18 protein-coding genes are annotated in these 19,215 nt (G+C 70.0%); 8 read left to right on the top strand and 10 right to left on the bottom strand.

Going from position 1 to position 19,215, the window contains the following annotated elements; all coding sequences use genetic code 11:
- Positions 1-273: 273 nt before the first annotated feature.
- Positions 274-957 (top strand): DUF433 domain-containing protein, encoded by a 684-nt coding sequence (locus ACFOX0_RS22245; protein ID WP_377549204.1) that lies wholly within the window; start codon positions 274-276, stop codon positions 955-957.
- Positions 954-1,400, top strand: a complete 447-nt coding sequence (locus ACFOX0_RS22240; protein WP_377549201.1) for a PIN-like domain-containing protein — start codon at positions 954-956, stop codon at positions 1,398-1,400. The genes ACFOX0_RS22245 and ACFOX0_RS22240 overlap by 4 nt, the downstream gene beginning before the upstream one ends.
- Before the next feature lie 72 nt (positions 1,401-1,472).
- On the opposite strand, the gene ACFOX0_RS22235 is transcribed toward ACFOX0_RS22240, so the two are convergent.
- Positions 1,473-2,033, bottom strand: coding sequence for a RipA family octameric membrane protein (locus ACFOX0_RS22235; RefSeq protein WP_377549199.1), 561 nt, complete (start codon positions 2,031-2,033; stop codon positions 1,473-1,475).
- Between the two features lie 277 nt (positions 2,034-2,310).
- On the opposite strand from ACFOX0_RS22235, the gene ACFOX0_RS22230 reads away from it, so the two are divergent.
- The 5 genes from ACFOX0_RS22230 to drmC all read left to right on the top strand — a co-directional run bounded on the left by ACFOX0_RS22230 (position 2,311) and on the right by drmC (position 10,221).
- Positions 2,311-2,559, top strand: coding sequence for a hypothetical protein (locus ACFOX0_RS22230; RefSeq protein WP_377549196.1), 249 nt, complete (start codon positions 2,311-2,313; stop codon positions 2,557-2,559).
- Positions 2,560-3,253: 694 nt separating this feature from the next.
- Entirely contained in the window at positions 3,254-3,928 is a 675-nt protein-coding gene (locus tag ACFOX0_RS22225) for a TIR domain-containing protein (protein ID WP_377549193.1), read from the top strand.
- Between the two features lie 142 nt (positions 3,929-4,070).
- Positions 4,071-7,589 (top strand): DISARM system helicase DrmA, encoded by a 3,519-nt coding sequence (gene drmA / locus ACFOX0_RS22220; RefSeq protein WP_377549191.1) that lies wholly within the window; start codon positions 4,071-4,073, stop codon positions 7,587-7,589.
- On the top strand, positions 7,586-9,424 hold the full coding sequence (drmB, locus tag ACFOX0_RS22215; protein ID WP_377549189.1) for a DrmB family protein: 1,839 nt from the start codon (positions 7,586-7,588) through the stop codon (positions 9,422-9,424). The genes drmA and drmB overlap by 4 nt, the downstream gene beginning before the upstream one ends.
- On the top strand, positions 9,421-10,221 hold the full coding sequence (gene drmC / locus ACFOX0_RS22210) for a DISARM system phospholipase D-like protein DrmC (protein ID WP_377549186.1): 801 nt from the start codon (positions 9,421-9,423) through the stop codon (positions 10,219-10,221). The genes drmB and drmC overlap by 4 nt, the downstream gene beginning before the upstream one ends.
- Positions 10,222-10,241: 20 nt before the next feature.
- Here the strand turns inward: drmC and ACFOX0_RS22205 are convergent, their stop codons facing one another.
- The 3 genes from ACFOX0_RS22205 to ACFOX0_RS22195 all read right to left on the bottom strand — a co-directional run bounded on the left by ACFOX0_RS22205 (position 10,242) and on the right by ACFOX0_RS22195 (position 13,029).
- Positions 10,242-11,831 carry a plasmid pRiA4b ORF-3 family protein gene (locus tag ACFOX0_RS22205; protein WP_377549184.1) on the bottom strand — a complete coding sequence of 530 codons (1,590 nt, stop codon included), beginning with the start codon at positions 11,829-11,831 and terminating at the stop codon, positions 10,242-10,244.
- Between the two features lie 312 nt (positions 11,832-12,143).
- Positions 12,144-12,407, bottom strand: a complete 264-nt coding sequence (locus tag ACFOX0_RS22200) for a hypothetical protein (protein WP_377549181.1) — start codon at positions 12,405-12,407, stop codon at positions 12,144-12,146.
- A gap of 169 nt (positions 12,408-12,576) precedes the next feature.
- On the bottom strand, positions 12,577-13,029 hold the full coding sequence (locus tag ACFOX0_RS22195) for a DUF6220 domain-containing protein (protein ID WP_377549178.1): 453 nt from the start codon (positions 13,027-13,029) through the stop codon (positions 12,577-12,579).
- A 116-nt stretch (positions 13,030-13,145) separates the two neighbouring features.
- Between ACFOX0_RS22195 and ACFOX0_RS22190 the strand changes: the two genes are divergently transcribed.
- Positions 13,146-13,766, top strand: coding sequence for an L-threonylcarbamoyladenylate synthase (locus tag ACFOX0_RS22190; RefSeq protein WP_377549175.1), 621 nt, complete (start codon positions 13,146-13,148; stop codon positions 13,764-13,766).
- Between the two features lie 69 nt (positions 13,767-13,835).
- On the opposite strand, the gene ACFOX0_RS22185 is transcribed toward ACFOX0_RS22190, so the two are convergent.
- From ACFOX0_RS22185 to ACFOX0_RS22160, 6 genes are all read right to left on the bottom strand, one after another.
- Positions 13,836-14,387: a hypothetical protein gene (locus ACFOX0_RS22185; RefSeq protein WP_377549172.1), complete on the bottom strand. Its 552-nt coding sequence runs from the start codon at positions 14,385-14,387 to the stop codon at positions 13,836-13,838.
- 19 nt (positions 14,388-14,406) lie between these two features.
- The gene (locus tag ACFOX0_RS22180) at positions 14,407-14,802 is read right to left on the bottom strand and encodes an iron chaperone (RefSeq protein ID WP_377549378.1); all 396 of its coding nucleotides are present in this window, start codon (positions 14,800-14,802) and stop codon (positions 14,407-14,409) included.
- 108 nt (positions 14,803-14,910) lie between these two features.
- Positions 14,911-16,356 (bottom strand): adenylosuccinate synthetase, encoded by a 1,446-nt coding sequence (locus ACFOX0_RS22175; RefSeq protein WP_377549170.1) that lies wholly within the window; start codon positions 16,354-16,356, stop codon positions 14,911-14,913.
- Positions 16,353-17,312: a hypothetical protein gene (locus ACFOX0_RS22170; RefSeq protein WP_377549167.1), complete on the bottom strand. Its 960-nt coding sequence runs from the start codon at positions 17,310-17,312 to the stop codon at positions 16,353-16,355. The genes ACFOX0_RS22175 and ACFOX0_RS22170 overlap by 4 nt, the downstream gene beginning before the upstream one ends.
- 60 nt (positions 17,313-17,372) lie before the next feature.
- Positions 17,373-18,410, bottom strand: coding sequence for a serine/threonine protein kinase (locus ACFOX0_RS22165; protein ID WP_377549164.1), 1,038 nt, complete (start codon positions 18,408-18,410; stop codon positions 17,373-17,375).
- Positions 18,407-19,162: an NUDIX hydrolase gene (locus ACFOX0_RS22160; protein ID WP_377549162.1), complete on the bottom strand. Its 756-nt coding sequence runs from the start codon at positions 19,160-19,162 to the stop codon at positions 18,407-18,409. Before ACFOX0_RS22160 ends, ACFOX0_RS22165 begins: the two co-directional genes overlap by 4 nt.
- Positions 19,163-19,215 lie beyond the last annotated feature (53 nt).

Here is a 19,215-nt window from a genome sequence, read left to right as displayed (position 1 = left end):
CGAAGCGTTCCCCGACGATGTCGCACAACCGGTCCCGGGGACCCCGCAGGTTGTCCCCTACACTTCCTCGGTGCCGGTTTTCCGGCCGCCTGCCTCGCCCTACTTCGGGAGATCCGCGAGGCGTCGATCGTAAGTGACTATTCGCAGCTGTCATCGAGTAGGGCAGGCAGGACGATCATGAGTGCGATCACCATCCCCCATCGGACGCGACGCACCGGGGTGGCCCTTCCACGGCGGCACCAAAGCGGACCGGCAAGATGCCAGAATGACCGCATGACCAGCGTGTTGGATCGGGAGATGTACAGCGAGGCGGAGGCAGCCCGCCTGCTCCGTGTCCGCCAGTCGACCCTGCACTACTGGCTGGAAGGCTCACAGGGCCACCGAAAAACGTACAAACCCATCCTTCGCGACACGCCCCGTGGGACCCGGACAGTGTCTTGGGCCGAGTTCGTCGAAGCCGGCTTTCTGCGTGAGTACCGGCGCACCCACAACGTGCCGATGGCGGAGCTGCGCAAATTCATCGAGCTGCTCCGGGAAACATTTGGCGTTCCCTACCCGTTGGCCGACCGGCGACCGTTCGTCTCGGGCAAGAGCCTAGTCTTCGATGCGCAGACTGCCGCCGGCCTGGGAGTGGATTTCTGGATGGTCACGGTCGCCGGTGACCAACTTTTGCTCACCACACCGGCCGACGCGTTCTGCCGACGTGTCGAATGGGACGACAACGTTGCCGTCCGCTACAGTCCGGACGCCAACCCGGAGTCACCGGTACGGGTACAGCCAGACGTACGCTTCGGCAAGCCATCGATCAAGGGTGTCAGTACCGAGGTCATCAGTGAGCAGCACGACGCCGGAGAGGACACGCGGACCATCGCCGAGATGTACGCCCTCGACGTGAGCGACGTGTCCTGGGCGCTGGCCTACGAATTCTCCGTCCGCGCCACCACCCGCGCGGCGTGACCCGGTCGAAACCCGCGGACGTCCGCTTCTACTTCGACGCCGACATCCGTGGCCTCGGCATGTTGCTGTCCCGGATCCGGCCGGACGTGACCTATCCCGGCGATCCCGGTGGCGAGGTGCACAAACGGATCAGACCGCCGTGCGTGGTGAAGGACGTGGCGACTCCGGATGATGCCTGGATCCCGCAGGTGACCGAGCAGGGATGGCTGATCATCACCCGCGACCGACACATCCGGGTCCGGCCGCGCGAGATCGCCGCCGTCCGGGATTACGGGGCCCGCCTGGTCGCGCTCACGGCGGCCGACGCCACCACCATCTTCAATCAGCTTGAGGTGGTGATGTGCCGGTGGCGCGACATCGTCAACTGCCTCGACCGCGCCGGTCCGTTCATCTACACGGCGACACGATCGACCTTCGAGCCGGTAAGCCTTACGCCCCAGTGAGCCAGTTGACCCTGGACTCAGGGCGTAGTACTTGCCCAAGGTACCCTCACGCGAACCACATACACGCAGTCATCAGGTTACGAGCAGCAGGACGAAAAGGGCAACGTACGCCATCGCAAAAAACATAGGAACCAATTGCTCAAGTTGTATGACGGGCCAGTACGCTCTCCGGTCTTTCCCTGAGCCGATGGTCCCCCACTCTGCCCGCAACCACGGGCTTGCGGGGAGCCGCTCTTCGATGGCGCCGATGACCCGAAACTTTACGGAGCTTAGCTGCCGATAAGAGCGCAAAGTCCAATACCATACACCGCACTGCAAAACTAGCACCACGACCGCAAGGACCAAGACGGCCAGGCTACGCGAAGTTGCACTTCGTTGAAGATTCGCGAGCAACGTGAAGATGCCAGTGTTCACCAAGAGGAAAAACGTATTCGTAGTAGCCCTTCGCGCACCAACCCGGTCGGCCATCTCTACATAAATCTTATACTGTTCCATGATCGCTGACTGATACTTCTCTCCACCGTTGTCGTAACTCGCGCGATCAGTACTGTCGTTCCATAAACGATTACGTACATCATCCAGTGCGACTCTCCGTCGCATGGTCTTGACGTTCCAACGATCCGTGAACCTCATACCGACGAGTGTGCCCCAGGTTTGGGACGAAGTCATCGCCACAACTCACGGAAGCGGACCCGGACGAGAGGGGCTTGCCGTCCGGCCGGCCCTGATCGTCCAACGTCAACCTATCTGGTGTGTCGGATATCCGGCACCACCAAACTTTGCCACCCCGGAACCCATCCCCCAAGCGGTCATGCCGCAGTGGTTCCAACGGGCATCGTCGGTGATGGGCGTTGACCGCGCCCAGCTCAGATCCACTAGAGTAGTGATGTTTCCCGCTGAGAGGTGAGACGTGCCCGAATTCGTACCAGTTACCGTGGTATTCGACGGTAAACACTACTCTGTTGAGGTTGATCAAAATGCAGAGTACGACGAACTGGTTACGGTCCTGGTAGACGCCCTCGCAGAGCACGCCGGCCTGGATAAGACCAGGAACTATGACGTAGCACTCCGCGGAGCGTTGCGCCTGAAAGCTGGCGCGGTCTTAGAAGTCGCGCCGTCCTCCGGGACGGGCAAAATTCGGAACTTCCGGCCGGCGTGAGGATTTGTGATGGCGGACGTCGCCGGGGAGATCCTCCGAAACTGGATGATTGAAGATCCACATGGGGCTCCTCGACAAACCACGGTAACGCCGCGCTTGGCCGAGTCCGGCCGGAACTCGGGCGGTGTGATTCGCAACTTTCGCCCCGAGAGTCCAACGGGAAGGATCCTTCACCGGAACGGTGAGGTGCTGATTGAGATCGCCCGAAGAGTTGCGGCGGCGCCCCACCTTTGGCACGGAAAAGACACGAATCGAATCAAGGAAATAGTTGGATCGGAACGCCCGAATCCAGACGAAATAGCTGTAACCGTCTCAACGATTCTGCCCGCGATGGCGCCGCACGCACTCATCGCAGAATGCAGGCGAGGGCGCTCAGCTCCGACCGCTTCTTCGGTTTACATCGGATTACCGCTGCTGGTCTGTGGAATTCTCCGCAGCAAGTCGCCACGGGCAAATAGTTCGGACATTTCAAACCTTGACTTTTGGCCATCTGACGATCGTTCGATGCTTTATCTCTCCGGGACAGCTTCACGTCATTCCATTGCCTTAACTCACATAAATAGAGCGCAAACGCGTGTCTTCGTCGAGAATTCTTTTGTTTTTAGCCTCGGCTTATTGGCGGGATACTCTCGCCGACCCGTGATCACTAATGGCGCATTGCTCCGCTAGCAGGGGCGAGGGAGGGGTACCCTGAATGTCAAACAGGTACGTTCCAGTTCGAATTGTTGCCCCAAACGGCACTCACCACTCGGCAGAACTAGACTTTTCCCACGGAAACCGTGCTGCGATTACGGCGATTGTTGCTGAACTTGGCCTACCAACCATTCGAACCGGCCAACCACTATCGTACGAAATAGTCATAGGCGACACCGGGGATGATGGCCAGCTCACTGTGGATTTACGGGAGGTTGCTCCGGCCTCGCCGCCACCTTCCAAAAACAGGGAGGCGCCGCAGATATTTATTGGTCACGGTGGCGTCAGCCATGAGTGGAGAGTTCTTAAAGATCAATTGAAGGACCACCACGATTACGACGTCTTCTCTTGGGAGTCCGATGTTCGTGCGGGCCGGCACGTCGCCGAGGTAATAGCCGAGATGCTCGATCGAGCCAATTTTGCACTTCTGGTGCATAGCGGGGAAGATGAAATGCAAGACGGAGCTCGACGCGCGCGTCAGAACGTGATCCATGAAACTGGACTCTTCCAGGGGAAATTGGGCCTCCGGCGCACTCTCCTCTTACGAGAAGAAGCATGTGAGCCGTTCTCTAATGTGGCCGGAATCATTGAGATTAAATATTCGAAGGGTTCCATTCAGGAAGCCTGCGGACCAGTATTAGCGGCAATCAGGAAGGAGTTCGGGGAGTTGCGTTGACGCTAAAGTTGCCCGGCCAGGAAAGCATCCAGAAAAAATCAGGTCTGTCCAGGCTGGCCTCGTCCGGCTCGGATCCTGCACGACCCTACCCGGCGCAGCCCGGGACAGTTGAATGTCGTAGTGACACGTTACGGTGGCCGGCATGGATTCCGAGGGTGTGCTCGTCGTACCAGATGAGCGGGTGATCCGCGACGAGCTGCAACGGTTGGTCCTGGCCGATCTGCTCGGGCCGCTCGGCGGGCCGGACGAGGAGATCGCCAACCGCGAGGACCCCCTTGACCGCTACATCCTCGGCCGGTTGGCGCCCAACGACGTGATGGTCGATCCGGCCACCCAGGACGAGCTGTCGGACGCCGCCGTGCCCGATCCCCTCGAAGGCGGCGCCGAGCCCAGCGCGCCGAACGTGCCGAGCCTGCACCCGTCCGCGCTCGGTTTCACCACCTCTGTGGACGGTGCGACGACGGCGCTTCGGGTGACCGGCACCTGGGGCCGCTACGAGCGCACCGCCTCCGAGCAGGAGGAACACGCCGGCAGGCGGGTCTGGCGGCGGCACCGGCAAGGCGACACGGTCGTGGTCCAGCTCCACGAGGGACAACTCACGCCGGAGCCGGTCGACCGGACCCAGCCGAGGATCGTGCTGCGCGGTCGGGCCCGCCGGCACGACGGCCAGTGGCTCGTGTCGCTCTTCCTGGAGAACCGTCAGCCCAACCCGAAGAAGCGGGACGCCGCTCAGTGGATCTTCCAGGTGGAGTTGTCCGCCACCGGCGTCGACGACCGGCCGGTGTTCGTACCCCGGGCCGAGCGGGTCACCGGCGGCGACGCCGCCGACCAGGCCGAGCGGCGCCGGCTCGCGATGGCTTACCGCTTTCACCCCGAGTTCGCCGTCGGGCACGGCACCGCCGTACGCGCCGAAACCGCGCCCGGCGAACCGATGCGCGCCCACACGATCCGCACCGCGACCGTCCCCGAGTACGAGATCCCGGCCACCGACGCGCCCGACGCCGAGCAGGACCCGGATCTGCCCGAGCTGTCCACGGTGGTGCTGGACATGAAGCGGCTGGCCGAGCTGGCGGACGGTCCGGTCGAGGCGCTCGCCGCTGCCCTGCGCCCGCTGGTCGACGGCTACCGGGCGTGGATCGACCGCAACGAAGCCGACGCCGGCACGGCCGAGCGTCGGCTCGACGGCTATCGGGCGCAGGTGCGCGAGACGCTGAAGAAGGCGCGGGCCGCCGCCGACCGGATCAGCGCCGGTATCGAGCTGCTCGCCACCGATCCGGTCGCCCGGCGGGCGTTCGGCTTCGCCAACCGGGCGATGTACCTGCAACGGGTGCACAGCGTGGTCGCCGAGGCCCGGCGGGAACGCCCAGACCTGACGCTAACGGAGGCCACGGCCGGGGCCGACCTGCCGGTCAACCACCGGTGGCGGCCGTTCCAGCTCGCGTTCATGCTGCTCAACCTGCCCGCCCTGGCCGACCCCCGGCACCCGGAGCGCAGCGACGACGCCAGGAAGGCGGTCGCCGACCTGCTCTGGTTCCCCACCGGTGGCGGCAAGACCGAGGCGTACCTGGGCCTGACCGCGTTCACCATCGCGGCCCGCCGGCTGCAACCCGCGTACGGTGGGCTGGCCGCCGACGCGGGCCTGGGCGTGCTGATGCGCTACACCCTGCGGTTGTTGACCATCCAGCAGTTCGAGCGGGCCACCACCCTGATCTGCGCGGCCGAAAGGATCCGCCGCGACGACGAGGCCACCTGGGGTGGCCAGCCGATCCGGATCGGCCTCTGGGTCGGCGGGCGGGTTACCCCCAACCGTACCGACGACGCGCAGAGCTGGGTGAACCAGCAACGCCGCGGCCGAGGCATGGCGACCCGGGGGCTGGGCTCGCCGCACCAGCTCACCAGTTGCCCGTGGTGCGGGAGCCGGATCGAGGCCGGCCGGGACATCACGGTGGACGCCGTCCACCGTCGGACGCTGGTGGTCTGCCCCGAGGTGGAGTGCCCGTTCAGCGAGGTCGGCGGATTCGGCCAGCCGGACGACCGGAAGGGTCTGCCGGTCCTGCTGGTGGACGAGGAGATCTACCGGCACCCTCCCGCGCTGCTGATCGCAACGGTGGACAAGTTCGCCCAACTGCCCTGGAAGGGCGAGACGGCGGCGCTGTTCGGCCGGGTCGCGCGCCGCTGCGAGCGGCACGGCTACGTCTCCGAGGACCTGGCCAACACCGACTGGGAGAGCCCGACCCACCCGCGCAGGGGCGCCGTGCCCGCCGCCCGCACCGTCGACTGCCCACCGGTACGCCCACCCGACCTGATCATCCAGGACGAGCTGCACCTGATCTCCGGCCCGCTCGGTTCGCTGGTCGGCCTGTTCGAGGCCGCGGTGGACAAGCTCGCCAGTTGGCAGCCGGAGCCGGGCCGTTGGTCCCGGCCCAAGGTGATCGCCTCAACCGCCACCGTGCGCCGCGCCCAGCAGCAGATCGGCGCGCTGTTCCACCGGGCCACCGAGGTCTTCCCGCCGCAGGGGCTGGACGCCGACGACAGCTTCTTCGCCCGCCAACGTCCCACCGACAGGCGTCCCGGTCGGCGCTACGTCGGCGTCTGCGCGCACGGCACCCGGATCAAGTCCACCCTGATCCGGGTCTACGTCTCGGTGCTCGGCGCCGCCCAGAAACTGCACGAGACGTACGGGCGCAACCCGGTCACCGACCCGTACATGACCCTGGTCGGTTACTTCAACAGCCTGCGCGACCTGGGCGGCATGCGTCGGCTGGTCGAGGACGACGTCTCGACCCGCCTGGTCCGCGCCGACGAGCGCGGGCTGGCCCGACGACTCGACCCGCACCTGGAGGAGCTCACCTCCCGGATGCCGTCCGACGCGATCCGCCCGCTGCTGGACCGGCTCGCCGTCCGGTTCGGCGGCAGTCGTGCCAAGGGTTCTCCACGGCCGATCGACGTGCTGCTGGCCACCAGCATGATCGCGGTCGGGGTGGACGTGTCCCGGCTCGGCGTGATGGTGGTGGCGAACCAGCCGAAGTCCGCCGCCGAGTACATCCAGGCCACCAGCCGGGTCGGTCGGGCCGCCCCAGGTCTGGTATTCACCGTCTACAACTGGGCCCGGCCCCGGGACCTGTCGCACTACGAGCGGTTCGGCCAGTTCCACGCCAACGTCTACCGGCACGTGGAGGCGCTGTCAGTGACCCCGTTCGCCGAACGTGCCGTCGACCGGGGCCTCACCGGTGTCCTGGTGGCGCTGGCCCGCAACCTCGAACGCGCCTACAACGGCAACCTGCGGGCCCAGGACTTCGACCGCTACGGCCAGCTCGCCGACCACGTCGTGGGGTACCTGAAACGGCGCAGCGAGGTCGCCGCCGACAACGCCACCCGCTACCGGGTCGAGACCGAGTTGGAGGCCCGCCTGGACCACTGGGCGCGGGAACGCGCGAGGCCCGCCCGCCGGCTGGCCTACGACAAGCCGAGCCGCAGTGACGACGTCGCCGGCCTGCTGCACCGGCCCGAGCAGGGCCGTTGGCAACAGAACACCTGCCCCACCTCCCTACGCGACGTCGAGCCCGGCATCCAGCTCCAACTCCAACAGGGCGGCCTCACCGACGAGGAGCCACCACCGTTCGCCCCGCGCCCCGCCTCGGCCCCGGCGGTGACGCCGTGACCGACCCACGAAGCCAGCTGCGGGTGGGCGCACTGCGCCCCAACCAGCTCCTGCACACGTACGGGGTGGGTGCGGTCGCGGACCTGCCCAGCCTCTCGGTGGTCACCCTCGGTTTGGAGCATTGGGACCTCACCCGCTCCGAGGTGATCAACGAGGACCGGCTGCTGTCGGTGGTCAAGGCCCGGCTCGGTCCTCAGGTGCAGGCGCTGCGTCTGCCGCCGCACCTGCCGGAGACGTCCGACCCGCACGACGAGTGGGCCCGGGTGGGCGTGCCGGTGTCGCTGTTCCCCACCTGGCTACGTTGCTCCGACACCCGGTGCAACCGGCTCGCCCCGGCCGACGCCGGGTTCTTCGATCTGATGTCGTCGATGACACCGGACCGCAACCGCTACGTACACGGCTGCCGCGGCAACGGCGGCCGCCGACCCACGGCGGTGCCGGCCCGCTTCGTCATGGCCTGCGACAACGGGCACCTCGACGACTTCCCCTGGTCGTACTTCGCCCATCGGGGTGCCGACCCGGGGGCGGGCCACTCGCTCAAGCTTTCCGAGCGCGGCAGCACCGGCGAAACAGTGAACATCATGGTGTCCTGCGACGAGTGCGGCAGCAGCCGGCCGATGTCGGACGCCATCGGGGTACAGGCCGAGCAGAACTTGCCCGCCTGCCGGGGCCGCCACCCGCACCCGGGCACCTACCAGCCGTGCGACGCGTCGACTCGGACCCTCGCTCTGGGCGCCACCAACAGCTGGTTTCCGATGCAGATACGGGTGTTCAGCCTGCCCCGCGCCGAGCACCCGGTCGACCACATCGTCGCCGACTTCTGGAAGACGCTGCACCTGCTCGCCGGGCTGGAGGAGGCGACCGCGAAGATGCTCATGCCGACCCAGACCTGCTGGGCGGAGCTGCAACCGTTCGGGGTCGACCGGGTCTGGGAGGCGATCCGGCGGCGGGCCGACGAGTCGTCGTCCGCGGACGACGAGCCGGACCAGGTCGATCTGCGCACCCCGGAGTGGAAGGCGTTCACCACCGGCACGGCGACCGAACTGCCCGACTTCACCACTCGACCGGAACGCGTGCCGAAACAGCACCGGGATTGGTTGAAACAGGTGGTTCTGGTGCCCCGGCTGCGTGAGGTCGCCGCCCTGTACGGGTTCACCCGGATCGACGCCCCCGAGTGGGACGTGCTGGACACCCCGGACCGGCGGCGGGCGGCGTTGTCCATCGGCGAACCGACCTGGGCGCCCTGCGCGGAGATGCGGGGAGAGGGCATCTTCCTGCGCTTCGAGGAGGACCGGATCGTTGAATGGGAACACCGGCCCGACGTGAAGCGCCGCGAACAACTCCTGCTCCAGGGGCACGGCCTCTGGCGGCGCCAGCGCCAACTGCTGCCCGGCCAGTGGCCCGGACTGCGTTACCTGCTGCTGCACACCTTCGCCCACGTCCTGATCAGGGAACTCGCCCTGGAGTGCGGCTACAGCGCCGCCGGCATCGGCGAGCGGATCTACGCGAACCCGGGTGAGCTGCCCACGGCCGGGGTGCTGCTCTACACCGCCGCCCCGGACAGCGAGGGCACCCTCGGGGGTCTGGTCTCGCTGGGGCGCTCCGACCGGCTCGGTCCGCTCGTCGAGCGCGCCCTTGAATCGGCCCGGTTGTGCAGCTCCGATCCGCTCTGCGCCGAGCATGATCCGACCGTGCACGGCCGGCTCTCCGCCGCCGCCTGCCACGCCTGTCTCTTCGCCGCCGAGACCTCCTGCGAGCGGGGCAACCACTATCTCGACCGGGCCCTGTTGGTCGACACGCTGACCGACAGCCGGTACGGATTCTTCTCGTCGTGAGCCACGACGGCTTCGCGACGATCCTCGCCGGTATCGCCGGAGCGTTACCTGCCGACCACGTCGCCGCCTGGGCCGACGTACTGTTGGCCGCGACCGGGCCGGGACATCCGGTCGAGGCGGACCTCATCGACGCACGCCCGGGGCACGCCATCTCCACTCAGGCCCGCCGGCTGATCACCGCTTGGCGGACCGAGGCGCCCGAACTGCCGGGCGTCGCGGTCGCGCTGGCCCTGCGCAGCGCCGCACGAGTGCATCAGCGGGCGGCCGCCGAGCGGACCGACCTGGTGATCAGCGGACCGACCAGTCCGTCCGTCTCGGTGCGGCTGACCAGTTCGGTGGTGGTCGAGGTGATCCGAGCGGCCCGACAGTCACTGCTTGTCGTCAGCTTCGCCGCGTACGGCGTGGCCGAGGTGGTCGGCGAACTCGTGGCCGCCGCCGAACGGGGCGTACGGATTGATCTTGTTTTGGAAAGTGCGGCCGCCGACGGCGGTGCCCTCCGCGGGCCGTCCGGTGCCGCTGCGGCCTTCGCGGCGCTTCGCGAACGGGCGACATTCTGGCACTGGCCGGGCGACCGGCGTACCGGCGTCGGCGACTCCCGGCCGGCTCTGCACGCGAAGCTCATCACGGCCGACACCCGGACCGCCCTGATCAGCAGCGCCAATCTCACTGACCGCGCGCTGACGCGGAACTTGGAGGTGGGTGCAGTGCTGCGCGATCCGGACGTGATCGGACGGCTCGTCGCTCACTTCAGTGCGCTGATGGACCCCCAACACGGCCCCTTGGAACGGCTCTGGTGACCCATTGCCCTTGGCGGCCGTCAGCGCAGGGTCGACAGGGACTTGGTCGTCGCCTCGGCGTCGAAATGGGCCGGATCGAAGTCGGCGGGGGTGTCCAGCCCCAGCCACTCCATCCGCTCCTCGTGCTCCGGGTGCTCCGGGTCGGCCAGCACCTCGATCAGTTCCTGGTAGCCCCAGATGCCGCCGCAGTCCTCCGGCGGGGCGCCGCGTCGGCCGCCGGTGCAGCGCGGATAACGCACCGACGGGTCCCGGTCGAGCACCTTCTCCACCAGGATGTCGTGCTCCCAGCCGTCCCCGAAGTCGTAGGTGTAACTGATGGTGCTCTTCGCCCCGGCGGCCACCTGCTCCAGCGTCACCCGGGACTCCGGCTGGTGGTCGAGGTCGCGGTTCGCCACACCGAAGCTGCCGTACGGGGTTTCGAAGACGTGCAGGTGGCAGTCCTCCCAGCCGAACGCGACCTGGATGACGCGGTGCAGCTTGGCGAGATTGATGTCCGCGGGGACCTCGACCCGCCGCCAGATCGGTGGCCGCGATCCCTTGAGGCCCACCTTGAGCTGGTAGATCGGCGCCGGTCCGTCGGCCTTCTTTCGCTTCGCCGGCAGGGTGGCCGGTGGCGCACCGGCCCGTCCGCGCGAGCGCGGAACTGGTCCCCGTCCGCCCCGCCGCCCGTCGGGCTGCCCGAAGACCGAGGTCAGCGAGTCGAGCGTGGATTCATGACCGTCCCCGTGTGCCGCCTTGGGCTTGTCCGACACCGGCAGGGCCCGCATCCGGGCGCGCAGCAGCGGCGCGAGCAGGTGGTACGGCGGCATGCCCTCGTCGTCGTCATCATCCAGGTCGTCCGGGTCGTCCAGGAACGGATCTTCGTCGTCGTGCACCTGTCGAGCGTCCATGGCCCGCTCGACCTGCCACCGGAACTCCGCCGGGTCCAGCTTCTCCTCGACCACCGTGAGGCCCTCGGCGGCGACCGCGGTGCGCATGGTGTCGAGCGCCTCGGGCAGCTGTTCCACCTCGAACAGAAGAATTCCGCTGGCGGCGCCGCAGTCGAGGTTATCGACGGTCAGCATGACGGCGTGCGACCGGCCGGCCCGGTGAAAGGCGCACGCCAGCACGTCGGCGGCGTCCTGCGAATCGCCGATCCGGACACAACCGTCGACCGTCACCGGCTCGGCCAGTTCGGCCGCCCAGTCCGGCCGGGTGACGCCCGCCTCGGCGAGCCGGTCGGCCGACGCGGACAGCGCCGCGGCGGTCCGTCCCTCGGTCAGTGCGGCGATCGCCGACAGCATCACCAGGGCATCCGCGCCGCCCATCGCCTCCATCTGCGGGGCCAGCCCATCGATCAGCGCTTCCTCGAAGCCGTCACCGGCCGTCTGGCCGGCGGAGAGCACCGTCGCGGCCGCGATTTCCGCGTCTAGCGGATCCTCGGCCGTCGACAGGCCCTCGAAGGCCGACAGCAGGTCCGCGGCCATCTGCCGCGGGTCGACCTCCTCCGCACCGGAACAGACCGGGCAGTCGCAGTCGTCCGGGACGACGACCAGTTCGGGCTCGGCCACCCGCCGGAGCGGCGACGGCTTCGACTTCTTGCGCTTGCGGCCTCGGCTCACGGGACTCATCCCCGCATGATGCCCCACCCGCCGGCCGACGTCGCGCCCACCCAATGGTCCGTCGCACAACCAGTCCGGCTGGCGCGGTACGTGTGCGGGCCCTCGTTACGGCGCGGGCCGGTCGGGGTACCTCCGGGCGACGACCGGTTCGGCCGGTGAACCCGGCCGGTGCCGAAACCGGTGCGACCAAGATGGGGTACGGACATGCGGAAATGGTTGCGGGCCGCCGTCGGACGGGTACGAGACGCTGCAACTGCGGGTACGCCGTCGCCGGCACATCGGCCAGGTGCGGGAGGTCGAGGCCACCGCCCGGCAACTCGACTACGCTGCCCGCAACATCCGGGTGCTGGCCCGCGCCGGGGTGCACCTGACCCGGCTGCACACCGAGACGCCACCGGAGTTGGCGCTGGCTATCAACGAACTCGCCGACGCGGTCGGGGCCGCCGGTGAGGCCATGGTCCACAGCCTGACCGACGACGACGCGGCCGAGTGCGCCGAGCGGGCCGACGCCGCGGCGCTGGAGGCGGTACGGATCGCCGCGCAGCTGTTCGAGTCCCAGCCGCCACTGCCCCTCGTCATGATCATCGGGCAGATCCGGGCCACCGCCATCGACCTGTTGCGCGCGGTCGGCAGCGATGACCCGGTCCTCGGCCGGATCGACGAGGCCCTCGGCCTGCCCCGGCCGCACCCCGACACCGACGCCGACGAGGCCGGCTGCCGGTGCCGGCCACGCACCGGCATCGACACCGGGAGGTCAGCGGCCCTGCTGGACCGGCCTTCGGTCGGGCGCCGCTGCCACCGGGCGGGCGGGCGCCGCCGACAACGTCCACGACAAGCGGGCGATCAGGCCGGCCAGTGCCAGCACGGCCAGACCGGTGATCCCGTGCAGGCCGAAGACGATCTCGCCGGCCGTGCTGCTGTCGGCCCCGTCGCCGAGTCCACGGGCCAGGGATCCCAACAGCACCTGGACGGAGGTCAGTCCCGCGGTCAGGACCGGCAGCCCGACGAGCCGTCGTGGCAACCGGGCCAGCGCCGCGACGGCGGCCATCACCAGCGGCAGGGTGAAGATCACGTACCCGAGCGCGTGGTGCGGCCGGTAGGCGCTCCGGTCGGGATCGGTGCTGAACCCGCCGGCCGCGGCGAAGTAGAACTGCGCCACGACGACCAGTACGAGCAGGATCGCCAGTCCGGCAAACGTCTTACGCATGGGATGCTCCTCGCCCCGAGTGGTGTCTTCGGTGATCCGACGAGCCAACCCCGCGGAACGTGAGGCGAGGCACCCACGAGCTGCCGGTTCGCGGGTACGGATCTAGGCTTTCGGACGTGGCGAAGTACTTCGACGTGCATCCGGACAACCCGCAGGCCCGCACCATCGGCCAGGCGGTCGCCCTGCTCCGCGACGGCGGCCTGATCGCCTACCCGACCGACTCCTGCTTCGCGCTCGGCTGCGTACTGGGCAACCGGGACGGGCTGGACCGGATCCGGGACATCCGGCACCTCGACGACCGGCACCACTTCACGCTGGTCTGCCGGGACTTCGCCCAGCTCGGGCAGCTCGTTCAGATCAACAACGCGTCGTTCCGGGCGATCCGGGGCGCGACTCCGGGTCCGTACACCTTCATCCTGCCGGCGACCAAGGAGGTCCCCCGGCGCCTGCAGCATCCGAAGAAGAAGACCGTCGGCGTCCGGATCCCGCAGCACCCGGTCGCCCAGGCGCTGCTGGCCGAGTTGGGCGAGCCGTTGGTGTCCAGCACCCTGTTGCTGCCCGGGGACGAGGAGCCGATGACCCTGGGCTGGGAGATCAAGGAGCGGCTCGACCACGCCATCGACGCGGTGATCGACTCCGGTGAGGCCGGCACCGAGCCCAGCACGGTCATCGACTTCTCGGAGGGCGAACCCGAGATCCTGCGCCGGGGTGCCGGCGACCCGTCCCGCTTCGAATAGGTCGGCGACCCGTTCCGCTTCGAGTAGGCCGTCCCCGTCCCGGCCCTCTCGCCGGGCCGTGACGCGAACTCAGCGCGGCTCCGGCCCGTCGGGGCCGGGAATCGGCAGCACGACCGGATCCGCCGGGCCGCCCGCCGCAGTGGAGTGTGCCGGCGCCGGCCGGTCCGCCGCCGGTCGCCGCGAGTACAGCCGGCCCTGCCCGGCGGGACCGTTGCGGCGGGTCACCTCGACCGTCACCATCCGGATCGGCGCGGGCGGCGCGGTGAAGCCCGGTACGCCCCAGCGCAGCCAGATCGGGATCCGTCCGGCCCCGGCCTCGGCCAGCAACTTGTCCACGGTGCGCCGGCGGTCGGTGTGGTCGACCTCGACCACGACGGGCCGGCGGCCCGGCCGGGCGCAGGCGACGTCGAGCACCGACTGCCGTCCGGACAGCGGCGGCGGTAACGGCAGCACGCTCGCCGCCCGGCGGTAGACCCGCCACCCCTCGGCGCCCGCCCAGTCGACCACGGCCGCGATGAGCCGGGCGGTCACCTCGTCGGCGACCAGGTCGGTGAACGTCAGCCGGTCGAGTCGGTGGGCGAGCGACGCGGCCACCCGCTCACCGTCCTGCCCCAGGTCCATGCCCGCAGATTAGCGGGCGTCAGCCCACCGCCCGCCGCGCCAGGTCACCGATCCGCCGCTCGACCTCGTCGGTCCACGCCGTCACCGCGAAGGAGGTCGGCCACAGGTCACCGTCGTCCAGGTGGGCCGGGTCGTTGAAGCCGAGGGTCCCGTACCTCGCCTTGAACTTCGCGGCGGGCTGGAAGAAGCAGACGATCTTGCCGTCCCGGGCGTACCCGGGCATCCCGTACCAGGTCTTCGCGGTGAGGGCGGGCGCGGTGGCCTTGACGAGGGCGTGCAGGCCCTCGGCGATGGCCCGGTCCGACCCCGACATCTCCGCGATCTTGGCGAGGACGTCGCTCTCGTCGTCCGCCGCCTCGGCCGTCTTCGTGCCGCGGCGCGCGGTCGCCCTGGTCTCCTTGGCGCGCTCCTTCATCGCGGCCCGTTCCTCGTCGGTGAACGCTGCGCTGCCGCTCTCGGCGGACTTCCGGGTGCTGGTCACGGCGGGTTTTCCCTGCTGGTTGTGCCTGTTCCGACCTCGACCCTAGGTGCCCGGCGTGGCGGCGGCTTTTCCGATCCTGCTCGTGATAACCCGCCCGGTACCGCCGGCCGGGAACACCCGACCCGGCGCCGAGCTTGAGGCTCCTGGCCCGGGACACCCGACCGGGCGCCGGGGCGACAGACGCCCCGACCGGATCCCCGGACCGGGGCCGCCCGGCCGGGCTTTCCGGCCGAGGACGCCGGATCGGAGCAGTTTGTCGTCGGCCGTCGGGCCGTGCGAGGTGACCAGCACCGCAGTGCCGAGGGCGTCGGCCACGGCGCCGGCCCGGTCCGTCGGCGGCGACTCGTCGTAGTGCGGGACGGTGCTCGCCAACCGACGGGTGAGGGCGGCCTGCCGGTCCAGGTCGCCGGGCGGGCCGACCGGCAGCCGGGCGGTCCAGTCGTAGCGCCGGCAGATCCACAGGTCGGGAGCTGCCGCGTCGAGGTGGGTGAGCGCGATGCCGTCGACGCCGCCGGCCACCTCCAGTGCGTAGCGGTGGGCGACCGCGTCGAAGTGGCCGAACCGGAACGGCCCCTGCCACCGGTTGGTCGGGTTGTGCGGGTCGGTCAGCGGCAGGGTCGGGTCCTCGGTCACCAGCGGGCCAGCGCCGTGCCGGGTGGTGCAGACCCGCAGCACCCCGAGCCGCACGGTCGGCCCGGCGCAGTCCGCCTCGGCCAGCAGCGTCTCCGCGTTGGCGAAGGTGGTGGTGCTCCACGTCGTGTACGGGTGGAAGCCGTGCCACTCGTCGAGCAGCACGCCCTGCGCCCCCTCGAAGACCGCCGGCCCGGTACGCAGCAGCCGGGCCAGGTGCTCCCCGTCGACGATCGTCACCCGAGCCGCGAACGCGGCGAACGCCGCGACGCAGTCGCCCACCGGTGGCACGCCCACCGCGCCGGGTGGGCCGAGCTCGGCCGCGAGCCGGTCGCGCAGCAGTGCCAGCTTCTCCCCCAGCCGTGCCGGGGCGAGGCAGTCGGCCACCCGGGGCGCGTCGTCCGGGTGGGCCAACGCGTACGCCATCGTCTCGCCGACGCCGTGCCCGCAGGAACCGTGCCGGTCGGCACCACGGGCGACCTCCCGGGCCCGGTTGGCGGCCCGGTGCCAGGGGGTGGCCAGCAACGCCGCGCCGTCGACGGTGAGCCGGTCGAACGCGTCGGTGACGCCCAGCGCGGCCAGGTGGTCGGCCTCGGCCGCCAGGGACAGCGGGTCGACCACCATGAACCGGGACAGGTGGGTGCGTACCCCGGGTCGGAGAGTGCCGGCGCCGAACTGGGCGAAGGTGTGGGTGCGCCCGTCGGGCAGGACGACGGTGTGCGCCGCCTGCCCGCCCCCGTTGAACCGCACCACCGCCGTCACCGGTCGACCGTCGACCCCCCGGGCGCAGAGCCAGTCGACGATCGTGCCCTTGCCGGCGTCGCCGAAGCCCAGGTCGGCGACCAGTACGTGGGTCACAGCCGCTGGATCCGGTCGGTGCCGCGGGGTGCGGGCAGTCGTCCACCGGTGACCGCCCGGCCCGCCGTGCCCACCGTGGCCAGCGCCCGGGACACCGTGCCGGCCGCGGCGGAACCGAACTCGGCCAGGTCGTGCAGCCCGGTGTCCAGGTCGACGGTGCCCTCGCCGAGGCCCACGGTCAGGGCGATCGTCTCGCACACCGCGTCCAGGTCGTCGACCTCGACGGCGTTCTGGCCGAGCAGGTCGCGCCAGAAGTCCAGCACCGTGGCGTCGCCCGCGTAGCTGGTGCCGGCCGGCAGCAGGTAGTAGACGTCGTACAGCCGCTGGGCCTCGGCGACGATCCGGCGCAACGGCACGTCCTCGGTCAGGTCGTCGCCGATGACCCGGCGCACCTCGCGGGCCTTGACCCGCCCGTACGCCATCTCGTCGCCGATGATGAACAGGTAACCCCGACGGCCCCGCTCCGAGTGGCAGTCGAGGGACGTGTGCCGGGCCATGAAGTACAGCGCCAACTCGTACGACTCGGTCCACTGGCCGCCGCCACCACCCTCCAGCACGATCCGGCCGAGGTCGTCGTCCATCCGGTTGTCCGACTCGAACTGGCCGATCTGCAGCGGCACCCGGTCGCAGGTGGCGTCCCCGATCGCCCCGAACAGGATCTGCGGATCCCGCGCGTAGCCCTTGCGTTGCAGCAGGCCGAGCAGTTGCGGCAGCTTGCGCTGCAGCACCTTCGGTACGGCACGCATCGAGCCGGTGACGTCGAACAGCACGGCGATGGCCACCGACTCGGGGTGCTCGGCGCCGTCGCGGCTCTCCCGGTGGGCGCCGCGCGGGTCGAGCGCCCGGTGCACGGTGCCCGCCCCGCTGTCGCTGTAGGCGAACGCGCTGGTGCCGGTCGACCGCCGGTAGCGGTCGGCGGCGTCGTAGACGTCGGTGGACCAGACTCCACTTCCCATGGTGGTGCCTCCTTCGGGTGGCGGGCCTGCCCGGGTGGTGGGCCTGCCCGGGTGGCGGGTCTAGAGGTGGAAAGGTCGGAACGTGCGCGGCCCGTAGAGCCGTTCCAGCAGGTCGTCGAGTTCGCCGAGCAGCCGCCAGGCGTCGTCGGGGCGGGCCGCGAGCCGGGCCGCCGAGCAACCTGTGGCGAACGCCCACAGGGCGCGGGGTGCGCGGTCAGCCATCAGGGCGGTCATGCACCGGGCCGCCATCGCGAGGTCCGTGCCGGGGCCGACCGGGCGCCGCTGCGGCACCTCGGGCGGGTACCAGTGCGCGTACGCGGGGACCAGCGCCGGCACGGTGCCGTCGGGGTGCACGGCGGCGTAGCACCAGTCGACCAGGACGAGACCGTGGTCGTCCGGCTCGATCAGGACGTGGTCGGGCAGCACCGCGCCGTGCACCACGCCGGCGCGGTGGGCCAGGCCGAGCGCGACCAGCAACCGGCGCCACATCCAGGCCGCGTCGCGCGGGTCCAGGCCGTCCGGGTGCCGGCGCATCACCTCGGCGAGGCTGTGCAGCCCCGGTGCGGTGGCGAGCACGTTCACCTGACGTTCGGCGCCGGCGCGGTCACCGCCGCCGGCCGCCGGGCCACCCGGGACGGGGCCACCCGCCGCCGGGCCGTCCGCACCACCGTCCGCCCGGTGCCGGAACGAGTCGACCAGCCGGGGCAGGTACGGCAGGTATCGCGGGTCGCCGTCGCGCTCGATCCGGCGCAGGGCGTCGCGTTCCCGTCGCATCAGGTCGTTGTTGGCCGGGTCACGGGGCAGTTTGAGCAGCCGGTCGGCGCCCACGTCGTACAGGTCGGCGAGGTCACCGACGTGGGCGGGGACGCGCAGGGCGTACCCGCCGACGGTGCCGGCGCCGCGCGAGCGCCAGCGGTCGGTCAGGGTGATGAACGCGGCGGTGGCGGCGTCGCGCCGCGCGGCGTCGGCCCCGGTGGTGCGGTCGGGGTGCAGCAGCCCGGCGAGTTGCCGGTAGCGGCGGCGCGGGTCGACCCGGCCGAACAGTTCGTCGTCGGTGCCGGCGCGGCCGACCAGCCCGATCGCGTCGTCGAGTCTCACCGGGCCGTCTCCTCCCGGGCCGGGCGCAACAGCGCGGGGTGCAGCAGGCGGGCGTCGCCGGCCCGGTAGAGCCGGGCGCGCGGGCCGCCCTTGGCGCCGCCGCGTTCGGTGGTCTGCCCGGTGCTCTCCACCAGGCCGGGCACGGACAGCACCTTGCGGTGGAAGTTGCCGGCGTGCAGCGGGTGGCCCCAGACGGTCTCGTACACGCCGCGCAGCTCGGCGATGGTGAACTCGTCGCCGACGAAGCGGGTGGCCAGCGGGGTGTACTCCAGCTTGGACCGGGCGCGTTCCAGTCCGTCGGCCACGATCCGCTCGTGGTCGAAGGCGAGTTGCCGGCCGGGCAGCGCGGAGACGGCGAGCCACCGCGCGTCGCCGGCGTCGCTGCCGGCGGCGGGTTCGGGCAGGTCCGGCGCGAAGGCCAGGTGGGCGACCGAGACGACCCGCAGCCGCGGGTCCCGGTCCGGCGTGCCGTAGCTGGCGAGCTGTTCCAGGTGCACCCGCCGCAGCCGCTCGCCACCGAGACCGGTCTCCTCGGCGAACTCCCGGCGAGCGGCCGCGGCAAGGTCCTCGTCGGGGCGGACGAAGCCGCCCGGCAGCGCCCAGAACCCCTGGTACGGCGGTTCGGCGCGCTGGATGAGCAGCAGGTGCAGCTCCCCGTCGCGGATGGTCAGCGCCACGACGTCGACGGTCACGGCGACCCGCGGGTAGGCGCCCGGGTCGTACTCCCGCAGAAACCGTTCCTCCGGCGACATCCCCAGTCCTCCTCAATTTGAGTATGACTCAGTATGAGAATGACCTACCGACG

The sequence above is a fragment of the Micromonospora zhanjiangensis genome (genome assembly GCF_042650605.1).
GTDB lineage: Bacteria > Actinomycetota > Actinomycetes > Mycobacteriales > Micromonosporaceae > Micromonospora_J > Micromonospora_J zhanjiangensis.
Note: the sequence above shows the minus strand (reverse complement) of the source record. Positions and strands in the feature narration are given on the sequence as shown.